This window comes from Prauserella alba, assembly GCF_024171735.1.
Classification (GTDB): domain Bacteria; phylum Actinomycetota; class Actinomycetes; order Mycobacteriales; family Pseudonocardiaceae; genus Prauserella; species Prauserella alba.
This window is the reverse complement of sequence record NZ_JAMTCH010000003.1, coordinates 1884764-1911190: the sequence shown is the minus strand read 5'-3', so window position 1 is coordinate 1911190 and position 26427 is coordinate 1884764. Positions and strand designations below refer to the sequence as shown.

Genomic DNA, 26427 nt, shown 5'->3' with positions numbered 1-26427 from the left:
AGGTGGCGCGAAGCGCTTCCGTTTGGGCGGTGGGGACTGGTGATGCCCCCAAGGGCACCTTGGGTGCGTTCAACGCCACGGATCTTCCCCTCGCATCCGCCATGGCGTATGCGTGCCCTACCGGCGTCATGGATCGCAGCGAGGGGCACCTTGGTTGCACTGACTGCAACCAAGGTGCCCCTGGGGGCGGTGATGCGAGGCGGGGTCAGGTGAGTTTCGTGGTTCTCGTGGCGATCGCCGCGGCGAGGGCCGCCCAGACGGCCAGCACGGCGCAGGATCCCGCGGAGAACGTGCCGTCGACGAGGGCGGCGTGCAGGCCCTCCGCGAGCGCACCGGAGGGCAGGATGCCGACGACCGTCGCGTAGGCCTCCGGCAGGGCGGACGGCACCATGAGGATCCCGCCGGCGAGCAGCAGGACGAACCAGACGATGTTCGCGAGCGCCAGGACGGCCTCGGCTTTCAGCGCGCCGCCGAGCAGCACGCCGAGTGCGCCGAAGCACAGCGTGCCGAGCACGAGCGCGGCGACGGCGAAGGCGATGCCCGCAGCCGACGGCGACCAGCCGAGCAGCGCCGCGACGCCGCCGAGGATCAGCACCTGCAGCGTGACGACGACGAGTGCGGCCACGAGCCTGCCCGCGACGAGCAGCCACCGTGGCAGTGCGGTGGCGGCGAGCCGTTTCAGTACGCCGTAGCGCCGGTCGAAACCGAGCGCGATGGCCTGGCCGGTGAAGGCCGAGGACAGTACGGCCAGTGCGAGGATCCGCGGGGTGATCCAGTCGACGCGGTCCATGTCGGCGAACTCGCCCGCGGGCAGCACGTCGAGCAGGCTGAGCCCGAGGAGCAGGGCGAGCGGGATGAGGAGCGTGAGCAGGATCTGCTCGCCGTGCCGCAGTGTCAGCGCCGTTTCGACGCGCGCGTGGGCGGCGAGCATGTGCCCGAGCCGGCCGCGGCCGGGTGCGGGTGTGAAGGTGCCGGGGGCGAAGCGGGACGTCGTCATGTGCGCAGCTCCCGTCCGGTCAGTTCGAGGAAGACCTCTTCGAGGTCCCGCCTGCCGACGTGCAGCTCCTCGGCCAGCACGCCCTGCTGGGCGCACCAGGAGGTCACCGTGGACACGACCTGCGGGTCGACGTGCCCGATGACGCGGTAGGAACCGGGGCTCGATTCTCCGGCGACGTAGCCCTCGGGCAGTGCGGCGGCGAGCAGGCGGGTGTCGAGGCCGGGCCGTGCGCGGAACCGCAGCTGCGCGTCCTCGGCGTGTTCCGCCGTGAGTGCGCTGGGCGACCCCTGGGCGATGACCGTGCCGTCGTCGACGATCACGACGTCGTCGGCGAGGGACTCGGCTTCCTCCATGAGGTGGGTCGTCAGCAGCACACTGACGCCGTCGGTGCGGAGCGCGGCGAGCAGTTCCCACACGAGTCTGCGGGCCTGCGGGTCCATGCCCGCGGTGGGTTCGTCCAGGAACACGAGTTCCGGTCTGCCGATGAGGGCGCAGGCCAGTGACAGTCGTTGCTGCTGGCCACCGGAGAGGCGTTTGAACGGGGTGCGGCGCGCACTCCCGAGGCCGAGGACGTCGAGCAGCCAGGCCGGGTCGAGCGGTTCGGCCGCGCAGGCTGCGACGAGGCGGAGCATCTCCTCGGCGTGCACACCCGGGTAGGCGCCACCGCCCTGCGGCATGACACCGACCCGCGGCCGGAGGGTGGCCCCGTCGCGTGCCGGGTCGAGGCCGAGCACCCGCACGGTGCCCGCGTCGGGGGTGCGGAACCCTTCGCAGATCTCGACGGTGGTCGTCTTACCCGCACCGTTGGGGCCGAGCAGGGCGAGGATCTCACCTTTCGGCATCTTCAGATCCAGCCCGTCGACGGCGGTGACCGATCCGAAGCGCTTCACCAGACCGGTGATCTCGACGGCCGCAGCATTCACGAACGTCAAGGGTACGGCGTGCGGGCGGCGCGCTCGCGTCGCCCTGGCGCGGTTCGCCCGGTCAGGGTCTGCCGCGCGGTGCGCCGTCGCGGGGTGCGGCGCCGCTCGCCTCCGGTGGGTCACCGGTACCGGCCGTCGTGCCTGCGGCGTCGGCGGAGCGCGACGGGCTTGCGCGGTGCCGTCGGCGGGCCGGGCCCGCTTGCGGGTGGAACAGGTCGTCGGGGTCGGTACGGGCGAAGAGCACGGCAGGCGCTCGCCACCACAGCAGCGCCAGCGCGCCGAGTACGACGAGCCCGCCCGCGAAGTAGGCCTGCGGCAGGGTGTAGAGGCGGCCGTCGAACGGACTGCCGTTCGGCGGGATGAGTACGGCCAGTGCCACGCTCATCCCCGTGGCGAGCACGCGGAACCGGGACGTGCCCGCCGATGCGGCGAGCGGGATGATCGCCCACAGCAGCCACCACGGCTGCATCGCGACGTGCAGGAGCATGAACGCGCCCACGGAGACGCCGAGGCCGATCATCGGCCGGTACCGCCAGTGGAGGCTGTCCCACAGGAACTTGACGGTGATCGCACCCGCTGCCAGGTAGCTCAGGATGGCGAGCACGGCGATGATGCCCGCCGTGTGGTTGCCGAGGCCGAGCGTGACGCCGAGCACACCCCCGAGCTGGCCGATCTCGGCCGTGGGGGCGATCCAGTTCCAGAGCTTCGTCGGGGTGCTCAGGCCGTTGACCCAGCCGTAGTCGAGCCCGACTGCGTAGGTCACCGCGGTCATGACGACGGCGCAGATCACGAGCATGCCGGCGGCGGCCTTGAGCAGGTCCTTGATGCCGCCGTACCAGCGCCGGGCGATCATCACGCCGAAGAACCCGAGCGCGACGATCGCGTGCAGCTTGACGGTGGCGGCGACGGTGATGATGGCTGCCCCGGCCACGATGAACCGGAGTTCGCCCTTGGCCAGCGGCGGGGGCGAATCGCCGCGGACGCGGTACGGCAGGCGCCGGAGTCCCACTTCGAGGCCGAGCAGCATGAGGCCGATGCCGAGGGCGTCGTTGTGGGCGCCGCCGACGATGTGGAACAGCACCAGCGGGTTGGCCACGCCGAGCCACAGTGCGGTGCTCGGCGGGACTCCGAACCGGTCCGCGAGGCGCGGCAGTACCCAGACGACGATGCCGAGTCCGGCGAGGGTGAGCAGGCGGAACAGCAGGATGCCGCCGGAGACGTGTTCGCCGGTGATCCCGGTGATCCAGCTGCCGATGCGCAGGAACAGCGGTCCGTACGGGGCGGGGGTGTCGCGCCAGATGTTGGCGACGCCGACCACGAGCGGGTCGTCGTTGCCGAGGGCCTCGGGGCCGACCTCGTAGGGATCCATCCCGCGGGTGAGGACCTCACTCTGGCCGAGGTAGACGTACGGGTCCCGGGTGAAGATCGGCGGGATCACCACCAGCGGGGCGATCCACAGCAGCAGGGTGCGGTGCAGCTCCCGCTTGCCGACGATGCGCTTGCGGCTGGGGCGTGCGAACCGGCCGAGCAGCAGCCAGCCGGCGATCAGCATGATCATGCCGATGAACGCCAGCGCCAGCGACACCGTGGGGATCCGCGCGAAGAGTCGCAGCACCGGCAGCGTGTTCACCGGGTTGAGCACGGGGGCAGCGCCGGCCCCGAGGGACCCGAACGCGAGCATCAGCGAGCCGAAGGTGCCGAAGCTCTGGACGAGCCGGACCGACCGTCGCTCGTCGGCGGTCAGCGGCTCGCGCTCGCCCGGATGCGCGGGCGAGCGTGCGGGCACCCAGACACTGGAGGCGGTCAGCGGGGATTGGCGGGCTCCGGAACCGCCGGTGTCCTGTGCCGGCGCGGCATCGTCCTCGTCGCCGGGTCGCCGCCTGCGTCCCCCGCCGAATGCCACGGGGCCCCTGCCGAATGCCACGCCGAGAGACTAGCGGTGCGCAGCGTCCCGCCGACCGGTGGTGGGCAGGCCCTGGTCCTGCGGTGCCGCACGTGGGCCGCCGGCCGTCTCCGAGGGCCGCCTCGGGACGTGCGACACAACCACGCGTCGCTGTGCCCGTGAGGGGGCAGTGCCGTGAGACGCGGTGCGGTGGTCGGGCTGCCGGGAGGGGCCCGAATCCTCCCTTCGCTCCGACGCTGCCTCCGGTGTCGCTGCCGGTATGGCGGGGTGCGCGCCTCGTTCCGTGACTCCGGTCACTGCCGGTGAGGCGCCTTTGCCTGCCGCGGGGAAATAAGACACAATTATGTTGTGAAAAACGACGGCAACCAGGACCAGCAGGGTGGCACCGCGCCACCGGCGCATCCGGGTTCCGTCACGGCACCGGTGCCGCCGCCGGGTTCGGACGGCGGTACCCGGGGCGAGGTCGCCCGGGTCCTGCTCGAGCAGGGTCCGATGACCGCGGCCGCGGTGGCCGAACAGCTCGGTATCAGCCCGACGGCGGTGCGCCGGCATCTCGACGCGCTGCTGGCCGATGCCGAGGCCGAGACCAGGGAGGCGTCGCGACGTGGCCGGAGAGGGCGTGGCAGGCCCGCGAAGCTGTTCCTGCTCACCGAGCAGGGCAGGGCGCGGTTCGGGCACGCCTACGACGACCTTGCGGTCTCCGCGATCCGGTTTCTCGCCGAGCACGTGGGTGAGGACGCGGTTCGCGCGTTCGCCGAGCGGCGCGTGGCGGCGCTCGTCGATCCGTACCGGGAGCAGATCTCGAACGAGGGTGCTCCCGCGGACAAGGCGGAGGCCCTGGCCACCGTCTTGACCAGGGAGGGTTACGCTGCGTCGACCAGGCAGGTCGGCGCGGGCGGTCCGGACACCGGCGGCTCGGCCTCTTCCGAGGGTGATCCCTCGGAAGGGGGCATCGGAGTCTCCGGTACCGGAGCGCAGCTCTGCCAGCACCACTGCCCGGTGGCCCACGTCGCAGCGGAGTTCCCGCAGTTGTGCGAGGCCGAGACCGAGGCTTTCGCCCAGTTGCTCGGCACGCACGTGCAGCGACTGGCCACCATCGCGCGCGGTGATGCCGCGTGTACGACGCACGTGCCCGGCCCGGCGCCGGGTCACGAAGCACGAACTCCGAATGGAGGGACGACCGCATGACTGCCGCTGCCGAGCAGCGCAATCCCACCACCACGCCGTTGAGCCAGGAAGAGACCATCGAGTCTCTCGGTAATTACGCGTTCGGCTGGGCGGACCCGGACACGGCGGGCGCGAGCGCTCGCCGTGGCGTCGACGAGGATGTCGTATCGGACATCTCGGAGAAGAAGTCCGAGCCGGAGTGGATGCGCGACGCACGCTTGAAGGCCCTGAAGCTCTTCGAGCGCAAGCCGATGCCCAACTGGGGCGCGGACCTGTCGGGGATCGACTTCGACAACATCAAGTACTTCGTGCGTTCGACCGAGAAGCAGGCCACCAGCTGGGAGGACCTGCCGACGGACATCAAGAACACCTACGACAAGCTCGGCATCCCCGAGGCGGAGAAGCAGCGCCTCGTCGCCGGCGTCGCCGCGCAGTACGAGTCCGAGGTCGTCTACCACCAGATCCGTGAGGACCTGGAGGCCCAGGGCGTGCTGTTCCTGGACACCGACACGGCGCTGCGCGACTACCCGGAGCTGTTCAAGGAGCACTTCGGCTCGGTCATCCCGGCGGGCGACAACAAGTTCTCCGCGCTGAACACGGCCGTGTGGTCCGGTGGTTCGTTCATCTACGTGCCGAAGGGCGTGCACGTCGACATCCCGCTGCAGGCCTACTTCCGCATCAACACGGAGAACATGGGCCAGTTCGAGCGGACGCTGATCATCGTCGACGAGGACGCCTACGTGCACTACGTCGAGGGCTGCACGGCGCCGATCTACCAGTCCGACTCGCTGCACTCGGCGGTCGTGGAGATCGTGGTGAAGAAGGGCGGCCGTTGCCGCTACACGACGATCCAGAACTGGTCGAACAACGTCTACAACCTGGTGACCAAGCGCGCCAAGGCCGAAGAGGGCGCCACCATGGAGTGGGTCGACGGCAACATCGGCTCCAAGGTGACCATGAAGTACCCGTCGGTGTTCCTCATGGGCGAGCACGCCAAGGGCGAGGTCCTCTCGGTCGCGTTCGCGGGCGAGGGCCAGCACCAGGACGCGGGCGCGAAGATGGAGCACCTTGCACCGCACACCTCCTCGACGATCGTGTCGAAGTCGGTGGCGCGCGGCGGCGGCCGTACCTCGTACCGGGGTCTGGTGAAGGTGGCCAAGCGGGCGCACCACTCGCGTTCCAACGTGGTGTGTGACGCCCTGCTGGTGGACACGGTCTCCCGGTCGGACACCTACCCGTACGTGGACATCCGCAACGACGACGTCTCCATGGGCCACGAGGCCACCGTGTCCAAGGTGAGCGAGGACCAGCTGTTCTACCTGATGTCGCGCGGCCTCACCGAGGAGGAGGCCATGGCGATGGTGGTGCGCGGGTTCGTCGAGCCCATCGCGCGGGAGCTGCCGATGGAGTACGCGCTCGAGCTCAACCGCCTGATCGAACTGCAGATGGAAGGAAGCGTCGGCTGACATGACGGTTGCTGACAACACCGCAGCCGCGAACGTAGCGGAGGCCGCCGAGGTCACGATCCCGGCGGCCTCCCGCGCGGAGCGTTTCGCCTCGTACGACGTCGAGGCGTTCGAGGTCCCGGGCGGCCGCGAGGAGAACTGGCGTTTCACGCCGATGAAGCGCCTGCGCGGGCTGCACGACGGTTCGGCGCCCGCCACCGGCGAGGCCGAGCTGGAGCTCGAGACCGCGCCGGAGGTGCGAGTCGAGACAGTGGGCCGGGACGACCAGCGACTCGGTCAGGCCGGCGTTCCGAGCGATCGGATCTCGGCTCAGGCGTACTCGTCGTTCGAGAAGGCGACGCTGGTGACGGTGCCCGCCGAGACGAAGGCGTCGGCCCGCACGCTGGTGCGGTTGCACGGCCCCGGTGAGGGCAAGACCGCCTACGGGCACGTGCAGCTTCGAGCCGAGCAGTTCGGCGAGGCGACGGTCGTGCTGGACCACGTCGGTTCCGGCACCTATGCCGACAACATCGAGTTCGTCCTCGGTGACGGGGCGCAGCTGACGGTCGTGTCGGTGCAGGACTGGGCCGACGACGCGGTCCACGTCTCCGAGCAGCACCTGAAGCTGGGCAAGGACTCGCGACTCAAGCACATCGTGGTCACGCTCGGCGGCGACCTGGTGCGCGTCAGCCCGACGGCTACGTTCGCGGGCCCCGGCGGTGACGTCGAGATGCTCGGTCTGCACTTCGCCGACTCGGGCCAGCACCAGGAGCACCGGCTGTTCGTGGACCACGCGGTGCCGCACTGCAAGTCCAACGTGCTGTACAAGGGCGCGTTGCAGGGCGACGGCGCACACTCGGTGTGGATCGGCGACGTGCTCATCCGTGCGGCGGCCGAGGCGACCGAGACGTTCGAGCTCAACCGCAACCTGGTGCTGACCGAGGGCGCGCGCGCCGACTCGGTGCCGAACCTGGAGATCGAGACCGGTGAGATCTCGGGCGCGGGGCACGCGAGCGCCACGGGCCGGTTCGACGACGAGCAGCTGTTCTACCTCCAGGCGCGCGGTCTGCCGGAGGAGGAGGCCCGCAGGCTCGTCGTGCGCGGGTTCTTCCACGAGATCCTCATGAAGATCGAGGTCCCCGAGGTGCGCGAACGGCTGGAGGCGGCCATCGAGGCCGAGCTCGAAGCCATCGGCGTGTAACACGGCCGGACCATCACTGACGACTTTCGAACGCCGAAGAGAAACGAAGAAGGCATGGCCACACTGGAAATCAAGGATCTGCACGCCGACGTCGTGACCGACGAGGGCAACAAGCCGATCCTCAACGGCGTCAACCTGACCATCCGCTCGGGTGAGACCCACGCGATCATGGGCCCGAACGGCTCGGGCAAGTCGACGCTGTCGTACGCGATCGCCGGTCACCCGAAGTACGAAGTGACCTCGGGCGAGGTGCTGCTGGACGGCGAGAACGTCCTGGAGATGAGCGTCGACGAGCGTGCTCGCGCGGGCCTGTTCCTCGCGATGCAGTACCCGGTCGAGGTGCCGGGCGTGTCGATGTCGAACTTCCTCCGCTCGGCCGCCACCGCGGTGCGCGGCGAGGCCCCGAAGCTGCGGCACTGGGTCAAGGAGGTCAAGGACGAGATGGGCCAGCTGGAGATCTCCCCCGAGTTCGCCGAGCGCAGCGTGAACGAGGGCTTCTCCGGCGGTGAGAAGAAGCGCCACGAGATCCTGCAGATGGCGCTGCTGAAGCCGAAGTTCGCCATCCTCGACGAGACCGACTCGGGGCTCGACGTCGACGCTCTGCGCACCGTCTCGTCGGCGGTGAACGAGTACAAGTCGAACAACGAGGTCGGCGTCATGCTGATCACGCACTACTCGCGGCTGCTCAAGCACATCGAGCCCGACTTCGTGCACGTGTTCGCCGGCGGCAAGGTCGTGCAGTCCGGCGGCAAGGAGCTGGCGGACGAGCTCGAGGCCGACGGTTACGTCAAGTTCACGACGGAAGCCGCGGTCTGACACGTCACTCGCGGTCTGCCGGCGGCGGTGAGAGCACCGCTCCGGCAGGCCCGGACCGAAGGGAGCCGGCGATGACCACCACGGATTCACTGCCTGTGGACGTCACGGCACTGCGAGCCGATTTCGCCATCCTGTCGCGCACCGTCCGCGACGGGAAACCGCTGGTGTACCTCGATTCCGGGGCGACGTCCCAGCGGCCCGCGCAGGTGCTCGACGCCGAGCGGCGGTTCGTGGAGACGTCGAACTCCGCGGTGCATCGTGGGGCGCATCAGCTGTCCGAGGAGGCCACCGACGCTTACGAGGGCGCTCGCGCGACGATCGCGTCGTTCGTCGGGGTCTCGCCGGGCGAGGTCGTGTTCACCAAGAACGCGACCGAGGGCATCAACCTCGTCGCCTACGCGATGAGCAACGCCGCCACGGCGGGCCCGGAGTCGGAGCGGTTCGCCGTCGGGCCGGGCGACGAGGTCGTCGTCACGGAGATGGAGCACCACGCGAACCTGGTGCCGTGGCAGCAGCTCTGCCAGCGCACCGGGGCGACGCTGAAGTGGTTCCCGGTCACCGAGGAGGGCAGGCTCGACCTGTCCGGGCTGGACTCGATGATCACCGAGCGGACCAAGGTGGTCGCGTTCGCCCACCAGTCCAATGTGCTCGGGACGGTGAATCCGGCCGAGCCGCTGGTGCGGCGGGCCCACGAGGTCGGCGCACTGGTCGTGCTCGACGCCTGCCAGTCCGTGCCGCACGGCGTGTACGGGCAGGGAGCCGTCGACTTCGGCGCGCTGGGCGTCGACTTCGCGGTGTTCTCGGGGCACAAGATGCTGGGCCCGTCGGGCATCGGGGTGTTGTACGGGCGGCGGGAGCTGCTCGAGGCGATGCCGCCGTTCCTGACCGGCGGGTCGATGATCGAGATCGTCCGCATGGAGGGTTCGACGTTCGCGCCGCCCCCACAGCGTTTCGAGGCGGGGGTGCCGATGACCTCGCAGGCCGTCGGGCTCGCCGCGGCGGTGGACTATCTGAACGGCGTGGGCATGGACCGCGTTGCCGCGCACGAGCACGCGCTCGCCGAGCGGGCGCTCGCGGGCCTGTCCGGGATTCCCGGAGTGCGGATCGTCGGGCCGGCCGACACGGTCGACCGCGGTGCGACCGTCGCGTTCGTCGTCGACGGGGTGCATCCGCACGATGTGAGCCAGGTGCTCGACAGCCTGGGCATCGCGGTGCGCGTGGGACACCACTGTGCGTGGCCGCTGCACCGGGCTTGCGGGGTGCCTGCGACGGTGCGCGCGTCGTTCTATCTGTACAACGAACCCGCCGAAGTGGATGCGCTGGTCGCGGGGGTCCGTGAGGCGCAGCGGTTCTTCGGTGCGGAACCCGAGGCGCAGGCCGCCTCCGTCGGCGGCGGTCAGGAGCAGGAGAAGGGCAGGCTGTAGGCATGCAGCTCGAGAGCATGTACCAGGAGATCATCCTGGACCACTACAAGAACCCGCATGCCCGCGGTCTGCGCGAGCCGTTCGACGGCGAGTCGTTCCAGGTCAACCCGACCTGCGGCGACGAGGTGACCCTGCGCGTCAAGGTCACCGACGACGGCAAGATCGAGGACGTGTCGTACGAGGGCCAGGGCTGTTCGATCAGCCAGGCCTCCACGTCGGTGCTGACCGACCTGGTGATCGGCCGCAGCGTCGACGAGGCGATGACGACGATGGACGCGTTCAGCGAGTTGATGCAGGGGCGCGGCCAGGTCGAACCGGACGAGGACGTGCTCGAGGACGGCATCGCGTTCGCCGGTGTGGCGAAGTATCCTGCGCGGGTGAAGTGCGCGTTGCTGGGATGGATGGCCTTCAAGGACGCACTGGCCCGCACATCGAACGGCGTGGAGGCCGTGTGAGCGACAATGGAGTGTGCGCAGCACCGCTCACCGAGGCCGACTCCCGCAAGATAGAGGTGGAAGCATGACCGAAGCCGGCACGCAGCAGGAGCGAGAGGGCCGCACCGCGGCCGACCTCGACCAGGAGGCGCAGGCAGCCGATGCGCCTTCGGCGGGGGACGTCGCCAAGGTCGAGGACGTCGAGGAGGCCATGCGCGACGTGGTCGACCCCGAGCTCGGCATCAACGTCGTGGACCTGGGTCTGGTGTACGACATCCGGGTGGAGCCGGACAACACGGCGACCATCGACATGACGCTGACGTCGGCGGCCTGCCCGCTGACGGACGTGATCGAGGACCAGACGGCGTCGGTGCTGAAGGGCTCCGGCAAGCTGGTCGACGACTACCGGATCAACTGGGTCTGGATGCCGCCGTGGGGCCCGGAGAAGATCACCGACGACGGCCGCGAACAGCTGCGCGCCCTCGGCTTCACGGTCTGAGACGTTCGGCGGCCTGATTCGACATCGCGTGCCGGACACCCGCTCATGGGTGTCCGGCACGCGTGTTTCGTGGGGTCGTGGCCGGCTCGTCCCGCGGATGACGGATGGGGTTCGGGCCGACGGGGTCGGTTGTTCCGACAACGGCGTTCCGGTCGGGGCGCCGAGGTCACAGCGCCGAGACCACAGCGCCGAGGTCACAGCGCCGAAGGTCACAGTGAGGCGTCGAGTGCCGCGAGGAGGCTGTCGGCCCGGCCGTCGGCGTTCTCGCTGCGCAGTTCGTTGGTGACGAAGGAGAATCCGAGGCTCTCCTGTGGCCACGCGCCGTGGCGTCCGCCGCCGGCTCCGGAGTGGCCGAACGCGCCCGCGGACCGTGTCGTGGGGCCGTAGGTGCCGATGGGGTCCTGAAGTTCGTAGCCGAGGCCGAACCTCAGCGGTCGATCGTTGACGGCGTCGACGCCTTCGGACCACGTGCGGGTGGCCCGGGCGAGCGCGTCCGGGGCCGCGATGTGGCCGCAGGCGAGGTGGTCGTAGAGCCGCGCCATCGACAGGGCGGTACCGGTGGCGCTTCCGGCGGCCAGTTCGGCGCGGCGGTAGGCGGCCGAGTTCATCCGCTCGTCCGAGTCGAGCAGGCCCGCGTACATGCGTTCGACGATCTTCCGGCGTTCCGGGTCGTCGAGGAATGTGCTGATCGCGTACCCGGGTGCGCGCTGCAGCCGTGCCGTGCGGCCGTCGAGGGACTCGGGTGTGCCTAGGTGGAGGTCCAGTCCGAACGGTGCGGCCAGGACCTCCCGCACGAGGGTGCCGACGGAGCGGCCCGTCGCGCGGCGCAGCAGCTCGGCGACGAGGTGGCCGTAGGTCAGGGCGTGGTAGGCGACGCGCGTTCCCGCTGTCCACAACGGAGCCTGGGCAGCCAGTAGCGCGGCGCAGGCTCCGTTGTCGAGCATGTCGTGCTCGCCGTCCACATAGGGCAGACCGGCGGTGTGTGCCAATACCTGGCCGATCGTGGCGTCGGCGGTGAACTCGGGCCACAGGTCCCGGACGGGTGCGTCCGGGTCGAGAACGTCGAGTGCCGCGACGACGGTGGCGACGACGCCCTTCGTCCCGGAGAACAGGACGCACAGGGTGTCGTCGCGCCACGGCACGGCCGACGCCGGGTCGGCGAGGCCGCCCCACAGGTCGACCACCGCCGTGCTGTCGCGCACGACGGAGAAGGAGGCACCGCCGCGCGCGTCGGCGAGCACGTCGGCGAAGGCGTCCCGCACGGGTTCGAATCCCGGCGCGACCGAGCCGTGGACCGTCATCGTCACATCCTCGGCGTGTTGGCGAGCAGTTCGCGCGTGTATTCGTGCGACGGGAAGTCGAGCACCTCGTCGACCGTGCCGGATTCGATGACCTCGCCGCCGCGCAGCACCGCGATCCGGTCGGCGACGTGCCGTGCCAGCGCGATGTTGTGGGTGACGAACAGCATCGCGGTGCCCAGTTCGCGCCGCAGTTCGCAGAGCAGATCGATGATCGTGGCCTGCACGGACACGTCTAGTGCGGACGTCACCTCGTCGCACAGCAGCACGTCGGGCGTGGTCACCAGGCCGCGGGCGATCGCGGCGCGCTGCCGCTGGCCGCCCGAGAGCTCGTCGGGAAGCCGCTCTGCGAGCGCGGGGTCGAGGCGGACCCGTTCGAGCGTCTCGGTCACGCGTGCCCGTCGCGCCGCGGCGTCGAGATCCGTCAGGGTCCGCAGCGGCAGTTCCACCGACTGCGCGATCGTCTTGCGGGGGTTGAGCGACGAGTAGGGGCTCTGGAACACGTACTGCACCGAGCGCAGCTGCTCTGCGGTGCGCTGCTGCGTCGAGGCTGCCAGCGGCGCTCCTGCCAGCGACACCGTGCCGGCGTGCGGTTCACCCAGTCCGGCCACGCACTGCGACAGCGTGGTCTTGCCGGAGCCGGACTCGCCGAGGAGCATCACGCATTCGCCGGCGCGCACGTCGAGGGAAACGTCGCGCAGCACGTGGTGATCACCGTAGGAGACGGACAGGCCGGACACGGACAGGACGGGCCTGCGGCCCCGGTCGCCGCGGGCCCCGGCGGATGCGGGGCCGTCCGATGCCGATGCGCCCGATGCCGATGCGCTCGTGGGTGAGGCGCTCGTGGGTGAGGTGACCGAGCCGGAGGTGTCGGTGGCGCCCGTGCCGTCGAGGTGCGGCACCGCGGTGACGAGTTCGCGCGTGTAGGCGTGCGAGGGGGAGCGGAGCACCTCGTCGGCGGAGCCGTACTCCACGACCTCACCGTTGCGCAGTACGGCGACCCGGTGGGCGATCGTCGCGACCACGGCGAGGTCGTGCGTGATGTAGAGCGCGGCGGTGTCGTGCTCGGTGGTGAGTGCGGCGACGGTGCGCAGGACCAGCGTCTGCGTGGTGACGTCGAGTCCCGTGGTCGGCTCGTCGAGCACCACCACGCTCGGCCGGCATGCGAACGCCATCGCGATGCCGACGCGCTGTTGCTGGCCGCCGGACAGTTCGTGCGGGTACCGCCGCCGGTAGCTCTCGTCGTCCGGGAGCCCGACCTCGGCCAGGACCTCGGCGATGCGCGCGGACCGCTCGGCGTCGGACGCGCCGTAGCCGTGTGTCTCGAGCACCTCGCCGATCTGCTTGCCGATGCGCAGGGCCGGGTTCAGCGAGGCGGCCGGGTCCTGGGGGATGTAGGCGACGGTGCTGCCGCGCAGCTGTCGCCGCTCGCGGTCGCCGACGTCCAGGACGGACACCGGGTCGGCGGCACCGGACTGCAGCGAGATCGCGCCGCCGGTGTGGACGAGTCCGCGGCGGAAGTGGCCGAGCGCGGCCAGCCCCGCAGTGGTCTTTCCGGAACCGGACTCGCCGACCAGTGCCAGCACCTCGCCGGGGGCTATCTCGTAGGAGACGCCTTTCAGTACGGGGTGTCCGGCGACGGTGTCCACGCGCAGGTCGCGGGCGGCGAGCGTGTGCGTCAGCGTGGCGGGTGCGGTCATGCCGAGGCCTCCTTCGCTGGGTGCGGCTCTCCGGATTTCGACGTGCCCGCGGCCGCCGAGGCGAGCGAGTCGGTGATCAGGTTGGTGCCGACGGTGAGCACCGCGATCGCGAGCACGGGCAGCAGCACGCCCCACGGTTCGACGACCAGTGCGATGCGGTTCTCGTTGATCATCAGGCCCCAGTCGGCGGTCGGCGGCTGGATGCCGAGGCCGAGGAACGACAGCGAGGCGACGTAACCGATGGAGTAGGTCAGCCGGAGGCCGAGTTCGACCATCAGCGGGCCCGTGATGTTGGGCAGCACCTCGCGCAGCAGGATGCGCCGTCGCGGCATGGCGTACATGCGGGCGGCCCGGATGAAGTCCGCGTCCTTGACCGCCACCGTGGACTGTCTGGCCACGCGGGCGACGCGCGGCGCGTGGGTGATGCCGATGACCAGTACCAGCAGCCAGCCTTCGGGGCCGATCATGGCGATCGCCAGGAGCGCGAACACCAGCTGCGGGAACGACAGCAGCACGTCGCTGCCGCGCATGATCAGCGAGTCGAGCCAGCCGCCGCTGTAACCGGCGAGCATGCCGAGCAGTGCTCCGAGTACGAGGCCGAGCGCGGTGGCCAGCACCGCGTAGACCAGCAGGGTCAGGCCGCCGGCGAGGAACCGGGTCAGCACGTCGCGGCCGAGGCCGTCGGTGCCCGCGATGCCGCCGGACTGGAAGGGCTTGCCCGCGAAACCGGTCGTGTCGTGGCCCGTCAGCCAGGGCCCGACCCAGGGGCCCAGCACGGCCACGGCGACGACGACCGTGGTCAGCGTCAGACCGATCTTCGCCTGGGGCAGCGACAACGCGCGCCGCAGCAACGTGGGCTGTGTGGTCGTCGCGGTCATCGGGCCACCTCCGCGCGCAACTTGGGGTTGGTCATGATGCCGACGATGTCGGCGATCAGGTTCACCACGATGTAGACGCCGGCGATGAGCAGCGTGATCGCCTGGACGACCTCGACGTCGCGGTTGTTGACCGCGTCGATGAGCGCCTGCCCGATACCGGGGTAGCGGAAGAGGAACTCGACGACCACGACGCCGCCCGCGAGCCAGGCCAGCTGGATCGCGATCACCTGCGCCACGGGGCCGATCGCGTGCGGCACGGCGTGGCGAGTGATGACGACGCGCTCGGGCAGGCCTTTGAGGCGGGCCATCTCGACGTAGCCGCTGTCGAGCACCTCGCTCATCGTCGCGCGCATCATGCGCGTGATGTACGGGGTGACGACGAGGGTCAGCGTGAGTATCGGCAGCACCAGTTGGATCGGCTGGGACCACACCGGTTCACCGGGCGGCGCCAACGTCACGGAGGGAAACAGCGGCAGCACCGTCGTCGACAGCACGACGATCAACGCGACACCGATGACGAACTCGGGCAACGCGGCGACGACCAGGCTGAGTCCGGACACGGTGTGGTCGACGGCGCGACCGCGCCGCAACGCCGACCACGTGCCGAGCGCGAGGCCACCGGCCGTGCTGATCACGGCGGCGCCGACGAGCAGCACCAGGGAGGCGCCGATGCGCCCTCCCAGCAGCTCGGTCACCGGCCCCTGGGAGGCGGCCGACGTGCCCAGATCCCCGGTGAAGACACCGCCGAGCCAGTCGAGGTAGCGCTGCCACACGGGCGCGTCGAGGCCGAGCTGGTCGTTGAGCGCGGCGATGCGCTCGGGGGTGGCCTGCTGGCCGAGGATGGCGCGGGCCGGGTCGCCCGGCAGCAGCAGGGTCGCGACGAACACGAGCAGTGTCACCAGCCACAGCACGGCGACGCTGATCGCGAGCCTGCGCAGAATCAGTCGAAACACGAAATCCTCACCTCCTCAGCCGAGCCAGACCTGGCCGAACGAATAACCGGACAGGGGAAGGCCGGTGCGGTCCGGGACGAGCCCGGCGACGTAGACCTGATGTGCGTCGACCTGGTTGACGAAGCCCCAGATGATCAGACCGCCGCGTTCGTGCTCGATGCGCTGCGCCCGCTTGAGCAGGCGAGTGCGCCTGCCGGTGTCGCTCGTGCGGTTGGCGGTCTGGACGAGCCGGACGAACTCCGGGTCCTGCCAGTGGGTCTCGTTGTAGGGCGAGTCCGGCAGTGAGCCGTTCGCGGCCTGCGGCAGATAGTTGCGCGTGTACCAGAAGTCCTGGGCGAAGTCCCACTTCAGGTAGTTGTCGCCGTAGAAGGTGGTGGTGTCGACGCGGCGGAGGCGGACGTTCACGCCCGCGGCCTTCGCCTGTTGCTGGAACACTTGCGCGGCCTCGACCGCACCGGCCTGGATCGGCGCGGTGACGAGTTCGACGTCGAGGTTCGGCTTGCCCGCCTCGGCCAGCAGCCTGCGCGCCTCGGCGATGTTCTGCGTGCGCTGCGGCAGTTCGGAGGCGTACGCCGGGTCGAACGGTGCGTAGAGGTCGTTGCCGACCCGGCCCTGACCGGACAGCACCTGGTTGATCATCTGTTCGCGGTCGACGACGAGGCGAAGGGCCTGCCTGACGCGCACGTCGTCGAACGGCGGGCGGTCGACGCGCATGGTGAACGGCAGCCACGTGCCCGTCTCGGACGAGAGGATGCGCATTCGTTCGTCGCTGCGCAGCACGTCGACGAGCGCGACGGGCACCTGGTCGATCGCGTCGACCTGGGAGGCCAGCAGCGCGTTGATCCGCGCATCGTCCTCGGTGAAGTTGATGAGGACGAGCTCGTCGAGATACGGCCGCCCGGACCGCCAGTAGTGCGGGTTGCGCACGAATCGGCTCTGCAGGCCCGCGGTGAACGACTCGGCACGGAACGGGCCGGTGCCGACCGGGTTCTCGAGGTCGAAGTCGGCGGGCACGATCCCGAGCGAGTACTGGCCGAGGTAGTCGGCGAACACCGCCGAGGGTTCGCTGAGGTGGAACTCGACCTGCCGGTCGCCTGCCGCTGTCACCTCGTCGAGCATGGAGAGGCTGGCCGCACCGGACTTCGGGTCGTCGGGGTCCATGATGCGGCGGAACGTCGCGACGACATCTGCGGGGGTCACCGGCCTGCCGTCGTGGAACCGGATGCCGTCGCGGAGGGTCGCGGTCCAGGTCGTCGCGTCCGCCGAGGGTTCGAGCTTCTCGGCGACGAGGTAGGAGACCTCGAAGTCGTGATCGCGGTAGACCAGCGGTTCGTAGAGGTTGCGCACCCGCGCGATGTCCGGGTTGGTGACGGGCGAATGCGGGTCGAGCGAGTCGGAGGCGCCACCGCCGGTGACGCCGACGCGAAGCGTGCCGCCGCGCTTCGGGGGTCCGGTCGGGGCTGCGGCGGCGTCGCTGCGCCCGCCGCAGGCCGACAGGAACGGGACGGCGCCGGCCAGTGCGGCGCTACCGAGCAGGAACTTCCTTCGAGAGATGCGAGTGTCGTGGTTGTCGAGGGACATGAAGGGCTTTCTGTCGGGGACAGGGGCGGGTCATGAGCGGATCGCTCTCCCCGCGTACTCCGGCGCCGGCTGGAGCAGGCGGCGGAGCTTGTCCGCCACGTGGTCCGGGAACGGCGCGGCCCCCTCGTCGGCGACGTGGATCGCCGTCAGCTCCTCGGTCGCCACGAGTTCTCCGCCGACGCGGAGTTCGTGGCACAGCACGGCCTTCTTGGCGGCGACCGAGGTCACGAACGTGGTGACGTGGAGGTCGGCGCGGGGGCCGACCTCACGCAGGTACCGCACGTGCGCCTCGACGGTGTAGAGCGAGCACCCGGTGTCGGTGCGGTACGTCTCGTCGAGACCGACGTGGTCCATCAGGTTCGTCGTGGCGAAGCCGAACACCATGACGTAGAACGGCTCGCTGAGGTGGCCGTTGTAGTCGATCCAGTCGTCACGGACCCGGTCGCGGTATTCGAGAACGTCAGCCATCGGTGCGTCCCCGTGATTCGGCGACGGCGCGTTGCACGGCGATGACCGCGCGGTCCCGCTCGGCGACGAGCTCGGCGATGCTCCGGCCGTCGGCCTCGGACTCGCAGCCGTCGACCATGTCGTCGCGCAGCTGCGTCGTGAGTTCGGGTGCGGTCAGCCGTGTCCAGGGCGCCTCGAGGGACGGTCCGAAGTGGTCCAGCATGTGCGCCATGCCGCCCTCGCCGCCCGCGAGGTGGAAGGTCAGGCACGGGCCGTGGACCGGCCAGCGCAGGCCGGGACCGTCGGTGATGGCGGTGTCGATCTGCTCGACGGTCGCCTCGCCCTCGGCCACCATGTGCAGCGCCTCGCGCCAGAGCGCCTCCTGCAGGCGGTTCGCGATGAACCCCGGCAGTTCCTGGTCCATGGTGATGACGGACTTGCCCACGTGCCGGTAGAACGCGCTCGCGTGTTCGACGGCCCAGCGTTCGGATTTCTCCCCGCCGACCACCTCGACGAGCGGGATGAGGTAGGGCGGGTTGAACGGGTGGCCGACGACGAGCCGTGTCGGGTCTGCGGCCGAGGTGGCCATGTCGGTCATCGGAAAGCCCGATGTGGACGATGCGATGACGACGTCCGGTGGTGTGACGGCGTCGATGTCGGCCAGCAGCGTCCGCTTGAGGTCGAGGTCCTCGGGTGCGCTCTCCTGCACGAACCCGGCGCCGTCGACGGCGCCGGCCAGTGTTGGCAGCACGGTCAGGTTGTCCTGGGACGCGCCCTCGGCGAGGCCGAGTTCCGTCAGCGCGGGCCAGGCGCCCGCGACGACGCGGCGCAGCTTCGCCTCGGCGTCGGGAGCCGGGTCCCAGGCACGTACCCGGTAGCCGCGGGCGAGGAAGTGGGCCGCCCAGCCGCCGCCGATGACGCCGGCGCCGATGCAGGCGACCGTGGTGATGCCGGTGAGGTCGGTGTCGGTGGGAGCGTCAGCCACGGTCGGTTCCCTTCAGGTTCAGCTGGGCGCGTGCCTCGTCCGGGGTGGCGACGGTGCCGCCGAGGCCCTCGACGATGCTCACGGCGCGTTCGACCAGCTGGGCGTTGGTCGCCTTGACCCCCTTGGCGAGGTACAGGTTGTCCTCGAGGCCGACGCGCACGTGCCCGCCGAGCAGGGCCGACTGAGCCACCCACGGCAGCTGGTTACGGCCGATCGCGAACGAGGCCCACTGCGAGCCCTCGGGCAGCATGTTCACCATCGTCTGCAGCAGCTCGGGGTTCGCAGGGGCGCCGTAGGGGATGCCCATGCACAGTTGGAACAGCGGGGGCGCGTCGATCAGGCCTTCCTCGATCAGCTTCGTGGCCAGCCACAGCTGACCGGTGTCGAAGATCTCCAGTTCGGGTTTCACGCCGAGTTCCTGGATCCGCTTCAGTCCGGTGCGCAGCATGTCCGGGGTGGACACGTAGAGCTGGCTGCCCTCGCCGAAGTTGAGCGAGCCGCAGTCCTGGGTGCAGATGTCGGGCAGCAGCTCCTCGACGTGCGGCAGCCGGTCGGTCGCGTTCACCAGGTCGGTGCCGTCGACGGGCTTGAGCGGGTCCTCCTGATCGAGGAACAGGTCGCCGCCCATACCCGCGGTCAGGTTCACGACGACGTCCACATCGGACTCGCGGATGCGGCGCACGGCCTCGCGGTACAGCGAGACGTCACGGGAACCCTGGCCGGTGTCGATGTCGCGTACGTGGATGTGGACGACGGCGGCGCCCGCGTGCGCGGCGGCGACGGCGTCGTCGGCGATCTGCTCGGGCGAGACCGGCACGTGCTCGCTCTTGCCCACGGTGTCGCCCGCGCCCGTCAGGGCGGCGGTGACGATGACTCTGTCCTGCATGGAGGGTGTCACATTCCTTTTCCGGCGATGGTGCGGTCGATGAAGTCCTTCAGGTGCTCCCGCATGGCCTCGACCGAGCTGCCCGGTTTGCCGGTGAGCACCTGGATGCCGAGCCCGTCGACGAGCGCGCTCAGCTGTGTGGTGATGGCATCGGGGTCCTGCTCGGCGAAGACCCCTTGCTCCTGTCCACGTCGGATGGTCATGGCGATCGTGTGGAACCACCGGTCGTAGGAGTCCCAGTAGAGTTCGCGCATCTCGGGGTTGAGCGCCGACTCGTTCCACACCTGGAGCCAGACCGACCACTCGTCGTGGAGCAGTCCGTCGGTGGGCAGCTGCAGCTCGACGAGCCGCAGCAGCCGGTCGTGTGCGTTGTCGATGGTGTGCAGCTCGGCGACCTGCCGGTCGAACGCGAGCTTCACGTTGCGCCGCAGCGCTTCGGTGAGCACGGCCTTCTTGGTGGGGAAGTGGTAATGGATGCTCGCCGTGCTCTGGCCGCACGCCTTGGCGATGTCGGCGATGCGCACGTGGTGGTAGCCACGCTCGGCGATGAGCTCCCACGCGGTTTCGAGGATTCTCCTGCGGGTCTCCGGCTGTGGACCGTCCTGTGTGGAGCTCGCCGACGGGGCGGGCACCGCGGTGACGGTCGCGGCGTCGTCGCTGCCGTTCAACAGCCAGTTCACCGTGGCCCCGGAGTGTTCGGCGATGCGGACGAGTTCGTGGGGCGAGAACCTGCGGGTTCCCTTCAGCGATTTCGACAGTTTCGTTTCGTCGAGTCCGATCGCCGTGGCGAACTCCCGCTGCGCGCCGGGCTTCGCGGGGAGCAGTCCCCGGACTCGGTCGCGCAGTCCATCCGTGTCGGCCATGTCGCTGGACCGTAGTAATTGCTTGCGGTGATCGCAAGGGGCTGACTGGCACATCAGTCAGTCGCAAGCCTGTGAACTGGAAGTATGTGCGCAACGAGGTGTGGGTCACCGGTTCCGGTGCATCGGGTTGCGACGGGCGGGTGCCGAACGATTCGGCCGGCACACCCCATCGGCCGCCGGTGGTCACATAGTGTGTCGCGCATGGGAGCTGCAGACACCACGCGCACGACACGACGGAACGCCGAGATGGAGGCCGGAGGCTTCGCGGACCTGGTGAGCAGTCCCTTCCGCATCGACCGGGACCGCATCGCCGGTTCGCCGTTCTTCGCTCGGCTGTCGGGTGTCACGCAGGTCGTCAGCACCGGTGGCTCGGGGCTGTTGCACAATCGGCTCACCCACAGCCTCAAAGTCGCGCAGGTGGCGCGGGCGATCGCGGAACGTCTCGGAGCGGACGCGGAGGCTGCCGCCGTCATCGGCAAGCTCGGCGGGTGCGATCCGGACGTCGCGGAGGCCGCCGCGCTCGGCCACGATCTCGGGCATCCGCCGTTCGGGCATCTCGGCGAGCAGGTCCTCGACCGCATCGCGCGGCGCCGGTACGGCTTGTCCGACGGGTTCGAGGGCAACGCGCAGACGTTCCGCATCGTGACGACCACGGAGGTGGGTGGCCCGACGCCCGAGGGTCTGAACCTGACGGCGGCCACGCGCGCCGCCTTGTTGAAGTACCCGTGGTTGCGGCTCCATCGTCCCGAGCCGCATCCGGCGACGATGGACGAACCGCCGCGGGGTGCCGCCGAAGGTGAGGAGCCGGGCACCGGGTCGGCGAAGTTCTCGGCGTACGTCACCGAACTCGACGATGTCGACCAGGCCCGCGCGCCGTTCGCCGATCTCGTCGAACCGTGGCAGCAGACCGTCGAGGCCTCGGTGATGGACCTCGCCGACGACATCGCCTACGCCATTCACGACCTGCAGGACTTCCACCGGATCGGGGTGCTGCAGCACGCCTCCGTCGCCACGGAGCTGGGCCGATGGCTCGCCGAGCCGGGCGCGTTCGCCGCGCTGTCGGACGAGACGTTGCGGGAGGTGCACGGCCACCCCGGCCGGTCACTGGAGGCGCTGCGGCGGCGGCTGCATGCCAAGGACGCGTGGATCGCCGACGATGCGGTGTTCGCCGGTGCGGTCGCGCGGGTTCAGCACCAGTTGGTGGACGGCCTGCTGGCGAGTCCGTTCGACGGGTCGGTCGAGGCCGAGCAGGCGATGGCGGCGTTCTCGGCGCGCTGGACGGCGCGGCTGGCGGACGGGGTGATCGTGACGCCGTCGCCGACGACTCGCAGCGGGCACGTGACGTTGCGGCAGCCGCAGTGGCACGAGGTGCAGGTCCTGAAGTTCGTGCACCGGCAGTTCGTCTTGCAGCGGCCGGACTTCGCGTTGCACCAACGTGGGCAGGCGGCCTTGTTGACGTCACTGGTGGATGCGCTCGACAGCTGGCTCGGCGACCGCGACGAGGCAGACAGGCTGCCCCGCAAGCTGCACGACCTGGTGGCGTTGGCGAGCGGCGAGTACGGCCGGCTGGTCAGGGAGGACCCGGGCCTGCTGGTCGGAGCGGCGGGGGAGCGGGTCGAGGGCGCCGACGCCGTGCGCGGACTCGCGCGCGGCCGTGCGGTGGTCGACTTCGTCGCCTCGCTGACCGATGCGCAGGCGTCGACCATGCTCGAGGCCATCACCGGCCGCGGCGGCCAGCCGTGGTCGGATTCGTTCGTGCTGTGACGCCGGTTTCGCGGGGTCATTGGGCGCCGGCTGTCTCGTGAGGCGATGCCATCCATCGCGGACGGGGGGGTGGAGCGCCGCGTCGCGGGTGGCGGCGCAACGACGATCGACCACACAACACCGCCGGCCACACACTGCTGCGGCCGGAGAACAGCCCTGCGCGTTACGACTCCACGCCGGTGTCGTGGCCGCTCCGTGCGGCACCTGCTGGCCGAGTACGGCTAGAACGGTGGTTCGTCGAGGAGCGGCGATGTTCGTGGTCCCGGCTGTCGTGACGGTCCCGGTTGTCGTTGTGATCCCGGTTGTTTCGGCCGCGGCCGCCGCGATGGGCGTGGTGTGAGGACGGGGTCTTGGTGTCCGGTGTGGGTGGTGCGGTTGGGTGTGGTGACGGTGGTGGTGCTGTGGGCCGGCCGGTGGCGGGGTCGCAGAGCACGGCGCGCCAGGTGCTGTTCGAGTTGGTCATGATCTCGCGCGCGATGGCGGCGGGGATGGGTCCGTAGCCGTCTAGTTCGCAGCCGGTCTCGGAGGTCGACAGGGCGGTATCGATGGGCAGGTGCAGATACACCATCGCCGCCGCTTCCGGCACGTGTGCGCCGGAGTCGCGGCCGAGTAGTAGGTCGGCGGTGATGTCGGCGCGGAGTTGGTCGAGCGTGCGGTTTTCGCCGTCCCACCGCAGCGCCCGGGCCATCGCGTCCACCCGGGCATAGCACGCGATGGGCGCCGTAGAGCTCGACCTGCCCGCGTTGCATGGCCGCCAGAACGTCGGGCATGCGCCGGGTCGGATCAACCGATTCCGGATCCGCCGCTCGACCTCCAGAGGTGACACACGAAGCTCCGGGGCCAGTTCGTCGGCGATCTCCCGCCACTCGCGCTCACCCGAGGTCAGCGAGGCGAGCAGCACCATCTCCTCGGCATCAACCTGCGCCCGCCGGCATCGCAGCGACACGGCCGTGGCAGCACCATCCCCAGAACCAGTCACACCACGTATAGTACCGAACTATAGTTCGAAACAGTATCACCGACAGGTGCGCGCCTGCAGCGAAGTGCCCTCCCGTCGACCTGCCCCGGACAACATCACGCTGCAGGCAGGGCGCAACCCGCGAACCTCACCGGAGCAAACCAACGCAACCTTGCGCCTGGATGCAGCGCGATACCCACAACGCCAGGTCGACGGGAGGGCACGGAGCCGGTGCCCATCCCGGAGACCTGCCCAGCCGGCAAGGCGAAAAACCCCGAGAACCCCAAGCTTCTATCTCGAGGTGAACCAGCCGGGCAGTAGTTTTCCAGATTCGTGATCGTCCCGGACTGTCCGTCCGACGTGGCGCCACATTCGGAGAACGGGGCGCGCCCGAAAGGGGAACGAGCTCCGGGAGCGGCACCAGCCCAGCCCGCCGGCCGTGATCCAACGCCGGCCGACCGTGTGGCCTCCCGCCGGGCGACCGAAACCACGCCAGACCGAAACCACGCCACGGCGAACGCGGCCCCTCCGAAGGCGGCACCTCCGCACACATCCACGGGGATGTCGGCATACGGTGACGCCATGGCGCGCGTGCGGCAGGTCAGCGGTGGCGGGAAGGCCGTCGAGGTGGAGCCGGAACGCCTCGCAGGGTGGTTCGACAGGTTCGCCGCGCGCAACGGCGGTGCGGCCTCGACAAGCGTGACACCGACTCGGGTCGTCGTGACCGCGGGTGACGGCACCACGGCGACCGTTGACGTGCCGTTCGCCCCGCTGGAGGCGGGCCACGGCCACCGCGAAGGGCTCGCCGTGGCCGACCTCGTCGAGCACGTGGCCGCGCCGCGGCGGATCGGCCTGCTGCTGGTCCGGCTCGGCGCGCACAGTGTCGGCATCGCCGAGGGGTCGTCCGTCGTCGTCTCGCGCACCGACCGGCATCTCGTGCACGGCCGCAGCGCGGCGGGTGGCTGGTCGCAGCAGCGCTTCGCGCGGCGCAGGGACGGCCAGGCGCGGCAGGCGCTGCGTGCGGCGGCCGACGACGCGGCCGACGTCCTCGCCCCGGCCGCGTCCGAACTGGACGGTGTCGTGCTCGGCGGTGACCGTGCGGCCCTCGACGAACTGCGGGACGATCCGCGCCTGCAGCAGCTGTTCGACCTCGCCCTGCCCCGCGTGCTCGACGTGGCCGAACCCCGCAGGGCCGTGCTCGACGAGGCGGCGAGCCGGGCGCGGGCCGTCGAGGTCGTCCTGCGGTGACCGCGGTCACCGGGGCGGAAAGTCCGTTGCGGGTGGCCCGTACACTCGGGCCCGTGGTCGTTCTGCTGGAGTAGCCCCGCGCCTCTGCTCGTGCTTCTGCGCCGTGCCGTGCGCCTGCACCGCGTGTGCGCGCCGGATGGGCAGCGGCATGCACGGACGTCTCCACCTTCCGAACCGACGCCACGGAGTTCCCTGTGATCACGGCTACCGGCCTGCAACTGCGCGCGGGCTCGCGCATCCTGCTCGACGACACGACCCTGCGGATCCAGCCCGGTGACCGCATCGGACTCGTCGGCCGCAACGGCGCGGGTAAGACCACCACGCTGAAGGTCCTGGCAGGCGAAGGTGAACCGTACGCGGGAGACGTCACCGTCGGCGGTGAGGTCGGCTACCTGCCGCAGGACCCGCGAGAGGGCGACCTGTCCGTCCTCGCCAAGAACCGCGTCCTGTCCGCCCGCGGGCTCGACAAGATCCTGCGGGACATGGAGAAGGCGCAGACCGCGATGGCCGAGCTCGTCGACGACGGTGAGCGGGACAAGGCCGTGCGCAAGTACGGCAGGCTCGAAGAACGCTTCTCGTCACTGGGCGGGTACGCCGCAGAGAGCGAGGCCGCGCGCATCTGCGCCAACCTGGGACTCGAAGAACGCATCCTCGACCAGCCGCTGCAGACGCTGTCGGGCGGCCAACGCAGGCGCGTGGAGCTCGCACGGATCCTGTTCGCCGCCTCCGAATCCGGCGCGGGCGGCAAGTCCGGCACCATGCTGCTGCTCGACGAGCCGACCAACCACCTCGACGCCGACTCGATCAGCTGGCTGCGCGGGTTCCTCAAGGCCCACGAAGGCGGGCTCGTCGTGATCAGCCACGACGTCGACCTGCTCGACGAGGTCGTCAACAAGGTGTGGTTCCTGGACGCGACCCGTAGTGAGCTCGACGCCTACAACATGAACTGGAAGCGCTACCAGGAGGCGCGTGCGACCGACGAGAAGCGCCGTCGCCGCGAACGCGCCAACGCCGAGAAGAAGGCGAGTGCACTCCAGCAGCAGGCCGCCAAGCTCGGGGCGAAGGCCACCAAGGCCGTGGCCGCGAAGAACATGGCACGCCGCGCCGACGAGATGCTGTCGAACCTCGACGAGGAACGGCAGGCCGACAAGGTCGCGAAGATCAAGTTCCCGGCGCCGGCATCGTGCGGCAAGACGCCGCTGACCGCGGAGGGGCTGTCGAAGTCCTACGGCTCGCTGGAGATCTTCACCGGCGTCGACCTTGCGATCGACCGGGGTTCGAAGGTGGTCGTGCTCGGTCTCAACGGTGCGGGTAAGACGACCCTGCTGCGTCTCCTCGGCGGGATGGAGACGCCTGACACCGGGTCGATGGTCCCGGGTCACGGCCTGCGGCTCGGCTACTACGCACAGGAACACGAGACGCTGGATCACGACGCGTCGGTGTGGGAGAACATCCGCCACCTCGCCCCCGACACGGGCGCACAGGAGCTCCGCACGCTGCTCGGGTCGTTCCTGTTCTCCGGTGAACAGCTCGAACAGCCCGCCGGCACGCTGTCCGGTGGGGAGAAGACCCGACTCGCCCTGGCAGGCCTCGTGTCCAGCGCCGCGAACGTGCTGCTGCTCGACGAGCCGACGAACAACCTGGACCCGGCGAGTCGTGAACAGGTGCTCGACGCGTTGCGCAGCTACTCCGGCGCCGTCGTGCTCGTGACCCACGACCCGGGCGCCGTCGAGGCGTTGGAACCGGAACGGGTGATCCTGCTGCCGGACGGCACGGAAGATCATTGGTCGGCGGATTATCTGGAACTGGTCCAGCTGGCATGACGACAATCGCCGTGCAGGGGCGGTTTTCGGCCCGATTTCGGGGTCTGTGACCTGTCGTTGACGGACGGCCAAGAAAGCTGGCCGATCGTTAGTTGACGTGCGCAAATACCGGATCGGCGCAACATTTCCGTGCTTCCACCGCCTTTTCCCGTTCTCGTCTGGCATTCCGGCCGCTGGTGTTCGATCATTGCGACCACGGGGGCCGAATGTGGCCCAGAACACGAACAGGCGGAA

General features: G+C 70.0%; 23 protein-coding genes. 10 read left to right on the top strand and 13 right to left on the bottom strand.

The features are described 5' to 3' along the window. Positions 1 to 205: 205 nt before the first annotated feature. From LY12_RS08775 to mptB, 3 genes are all read right to left on the bottom strand, one after another. A complete protein-coding gene (locus LY12_RS08775) occupies positions 206 to 997 on the bottom strand; it encodes an ABC transporter permease (protein WP_253854683.1) in 792 nt (263 codons plus the stop codon). Next, positions 994 to 1920 carry an ABC transporter ATP-binding protein gene (locus tag LY12_RS08770; protein WP_253854681.1) on the bottom strand — a complete coding sequence of 309 codons (927 nt, stop codon included), beginning with the start codon at positions 1918 to 1920 and terminating at the stop codon, positions 994 to 996. Before LY12_RS08770 ends, LY12_RS08775 begins: the two co-directional genes overlap by 4 nt. Positions 1921 to 1981: 61 nt before the next feature. Then, a complete protein-coding gene (gene mptB / locus LY12_RS08765; RefSeq protein ID WP_372493486.1) occupies positions 1982 to 3727 on the bottom strand; it encodes a polyprenol phosphomannose-dependent alpha 1,6 mannosyltransferase MptB in 1746 nt (581 codons plus the stop codon). A gap of 444 nt (positions 3728 to 4171) precedes the next feature. Here mptB and LY12_RS08760 point away from each other — a divergent pair, with 444 nt between their 5' ends. The 7 genes from LY12_RS08760 to LY12_RS08730 all read left to right on the top strand — a co-directional run bounded on the left by LY12_RS08760 (position 4172) and on the right by LY12_RS08730 (position 10809). Then, positions 4172 to 5011 carry a helix-turn-helix transcriptional regulator gene (locus tag LY12_RS08760; protein WP_372493465.1) on the top strand — a complete coding sequence of 280 codons (840 nt, stop codon included), beginning with the start codon at positions 4172 to 4174 and terminating at the stop codon, positions 5009 to 5011. Continuing rightward, positions 5008 to 6456 (top strand): Fe-S cluster assembly protein SufB, encoded by a 1449-nt coding sequence (gene sufB, locus LY12_RS08755; protein WP_253854679.1) that lies wholly within the window; start codon positions 5008 to 5010, stop codon positions 6454 to 6456. The genes LY12_RS08760 and sufB overlap by 4 nt, the downstream gene beginning before the upstream one ends. 1 nt (position 6457) lies before the next feature. Then, positions 6458 to 7636, top strand: a complete 1179-nt coding sequence (gene sufD / locus LY12_RS08750; protein WP_253854677.1) for a Fe-S cluster assembly protein SufD — start codon at positions 6458 to 6460, stop codon at positions 7634 to 7636. A 54-nt stretch (positions 7637 to 7690) separates the two neighbouring features. Beyond that, on the top strand, positions 7691 to 8452 hold the full coding sequence (sufC, locus tag LY12_RS08745; RefSeq protein WP_253854675.1) for a Fe-S cluster assembly ATPase SufC: 762 nt from the start codon (positions 7691 to 7693) through the stop codon (positions 8450 to 8452). A gap of 71 nt (positions 8453 to 8523) precedes the next feature. After that, positions 8524 to 9876: a cysteine desulfurase gene (locus tag LY12_RS08740; protein ID WP_253854673.1), complete on the top strand. Its 1353-nt coding sequence runs from the start codon at positions 8524 to 8526 to the stop codon at positions 9874 to 9876. Between the two features lie 2 nt (positions 9877 to 9878). Continuing rightward, positions 9879 to 10331, top strand: coding sequence for a Fe-S cluster assembly sulfur transfer protein SufU (gene sufU, locus LY12_RS08735; protein ID WP_253854671.1), 453 nt, complete (start codon positions 9879 to 9881; stop codon positions 10329 to 10331). A 64-nt stretch (positions 10332 to 10395) separates the two neighbouring features. Then, the gene (locus tag LY12_RS08730) at positions 10396 to 10809 is read left to right on the top strand and encodes a metal-sulfur cluster assembly factor (protein WP_253854669.1); all 414 of its coding nucleotides are present in this window, start codon (positions 10396 to 10398) and stop codon (positions 10807 to 10809) included. Between the two features lie 209 nt (positions 10810 to 11018). Here the strand turns inward: LY12_RS08730 and LY12_RS08725 are convergent, their stop codons facing one another. From LY12_RS08725 to LY12_RS08685, 9 genes are read right to left on the bottom strand one after another with little or no spacing between them, the layout of a single operon-like run. Then, positions 11019 to 12110, bottom strand: coding sequence for a serine hydrolase domain-containing protein (locus LY12_RS08725; RefSeq protein WP_253854667.1), 1092 nt, complete (start codon positions 12108 to 12110; stop codon positions 11019 to 11021). A 2-nt stretch (positions 12111 to 12112) separates the two neighbouring features. After that, positions 12113 to 13807, bottom strand: a complete 1695-nt coding sequence (nikE, locus tag LY12_RS08720) for a nickel ABC transporter ATP-binding protein NikE (RefSeq protein WP_253854665.1) — start codon at positions 13805 to 13807, stop codon at positions 12113 to 12115. Then, positions 13804 to 14685 carry an ABC transporter permease gene (locus LY12_RS08715; protein ID WP_253854663.1) on the bottom strand — a complete coding sequence of 294 codons (882 nt, stop codon included), beginning with the start codon at positions 14683 to 14685 and terminating at the stop codon, positions 13804 to 13806. Before LY12_RS08715 ends, nikE begins: the two co-directional genes overlap by 4 nt. Then, complete coding sequence (locus LY12_RS08710) at positions 14682 to 15638, bottom strand: ABC transporter permease (RefSeq protein WP_253854661.1); 957 nt, start codon at positions 15636 to 15638, stop codon at positions 14682 to 14684. The genes LY12_RS08715 and LY12_RS08710 overlap by 4 nt, the downstream gene beginning before the upstream one ends. A 15-nt stretch (positions 15639 to 15653) precedes the next feature. Then, positions 15654 to 17219: an ABC transporter substrate-binding protein gene (locus tag LY12_RS08705; RefSeq protein ID WP_253854659.1), complete on the bottom strand. Its 1566-nt coding sequence runs from the start codon at positions 17217 to 17219 to the stop codon at positions 15654 to 15656. 30 nt (positions 17220 to 17249) lie between these two features. Further along, positions 17250 to 17687 carry a thioesterase family protein gene (locus tag LY12_RS08700; protein ID WP_253854657.1) on the bottom strand — a complete coding sequence of 146 codons (438 nt, stop codon included), beginning with the start codon at positions 17685 to 17687 and terminating at the stop codon, positions 17250 to 17252. After that, positions 17680 to 18651 carry a 3-hydroxyacyl-CoA dehydrogenase NAD-binding domain-containing protein gene (locus LY12_RS08695; RefSeq protein WP_253854655.1) on the bottom strand — a complete coding sequence of 324 codons (972 nt, stop codon included), beginning with the start codon at positions 18649 to 18651 and terminating at the stop codon, positions 17680 to 17682. The genes LY12_RS08700 and LY12_RS08695 overlap by 8 nt, the downstream gene beginning before the upstream one ends. Then, positions 18644 to 19537: a beta-keto acid cleavage family enzyme gene (locus LY12_RS08690; RefSeq protein ID WP_253854653.1), complete on the bottom strand. Its 894-nt coding sequence runs from the start codon at positions 19535 to 19537 to the stop codon at positions 18644 to 18646. The genes LY12_RS08695 and LY12_RS08690 overlap by 8 nt, the downstream gene beginning before the upstream one ends. Before the next feature lie 8 nt (positions 19538 to 19545). After that, entirely contained in the window at positions 19546 to 20400 is an 855-nt protein-coding gene (locus LY12_RS08685) for a TetR/AcrR family transcriptional regulator (protein ID WP_253854651.1), read from the bottom strand. 201 nt (positions 20401 to 20601) lie between these two features. Between LY12_RS08685 and LY12_RS08680 the strand changes: the two genes are divergently transcribed. After that, positions 20602 to 22164: a deoxyguanosinetriphosphate triphosphohydrolase family protein gene (locus tag LY12_RS08680; RefSeq protein ID WP_253854649.1), complete on the top strand. Its 1563-nt coding sequence runs from the start codon at positions 20602 to 20604 to the stop codon at positions 22162 to 22164. A 163-nt stretch (positions 22165 to 22327) separates the two neighbouring features. Here the strand turns inward: LY12_RS08680 and LY12_RS08675 are convergent, their stop codons facing one another. Next, complete coding sequence (locus LY12_RS08675; protein ID WP_253854647.1) at positions 22328 to 23143, bottom strand: hypothetical protein; 816 nt, start codon at positions 23141 to 23143, stop codon at positions 22328 to 22330. Between the two features lie 561 nt (positions 23144 to 23704). Here LY12_RS08675 and LY12_RS08670 point away from each other — a divergent pair. Then, on the top strand, positions 23705 to 24370 hold the full coding sequence (locus LY12_RS08670) for an acVLRF1 family peptidyl-tRNA hydrolase (protein ID WP_253854645.1): 666 nt from the start codon (positions 23705 to 23707) through the stop codon (positions 24368 to 24370). Between the two features lie 194 nt (positions 24371 to 24564). Beyond that, the gene (locus tag LY12_RS08665) at positions 24565 to 26193 is read left to right on the top strand and encodes an ABC-F family ATP-binding cassette domain-containing protein (RefSeq protein WP_253854643.1); all 1629 of its coding nucleotides are present in this window, start codon (positions 24565 to 24567) and stop codon (positions 26191 to 26193) included. Positions 26194 to 26427 lie beyond the last annotated feature (234 nt).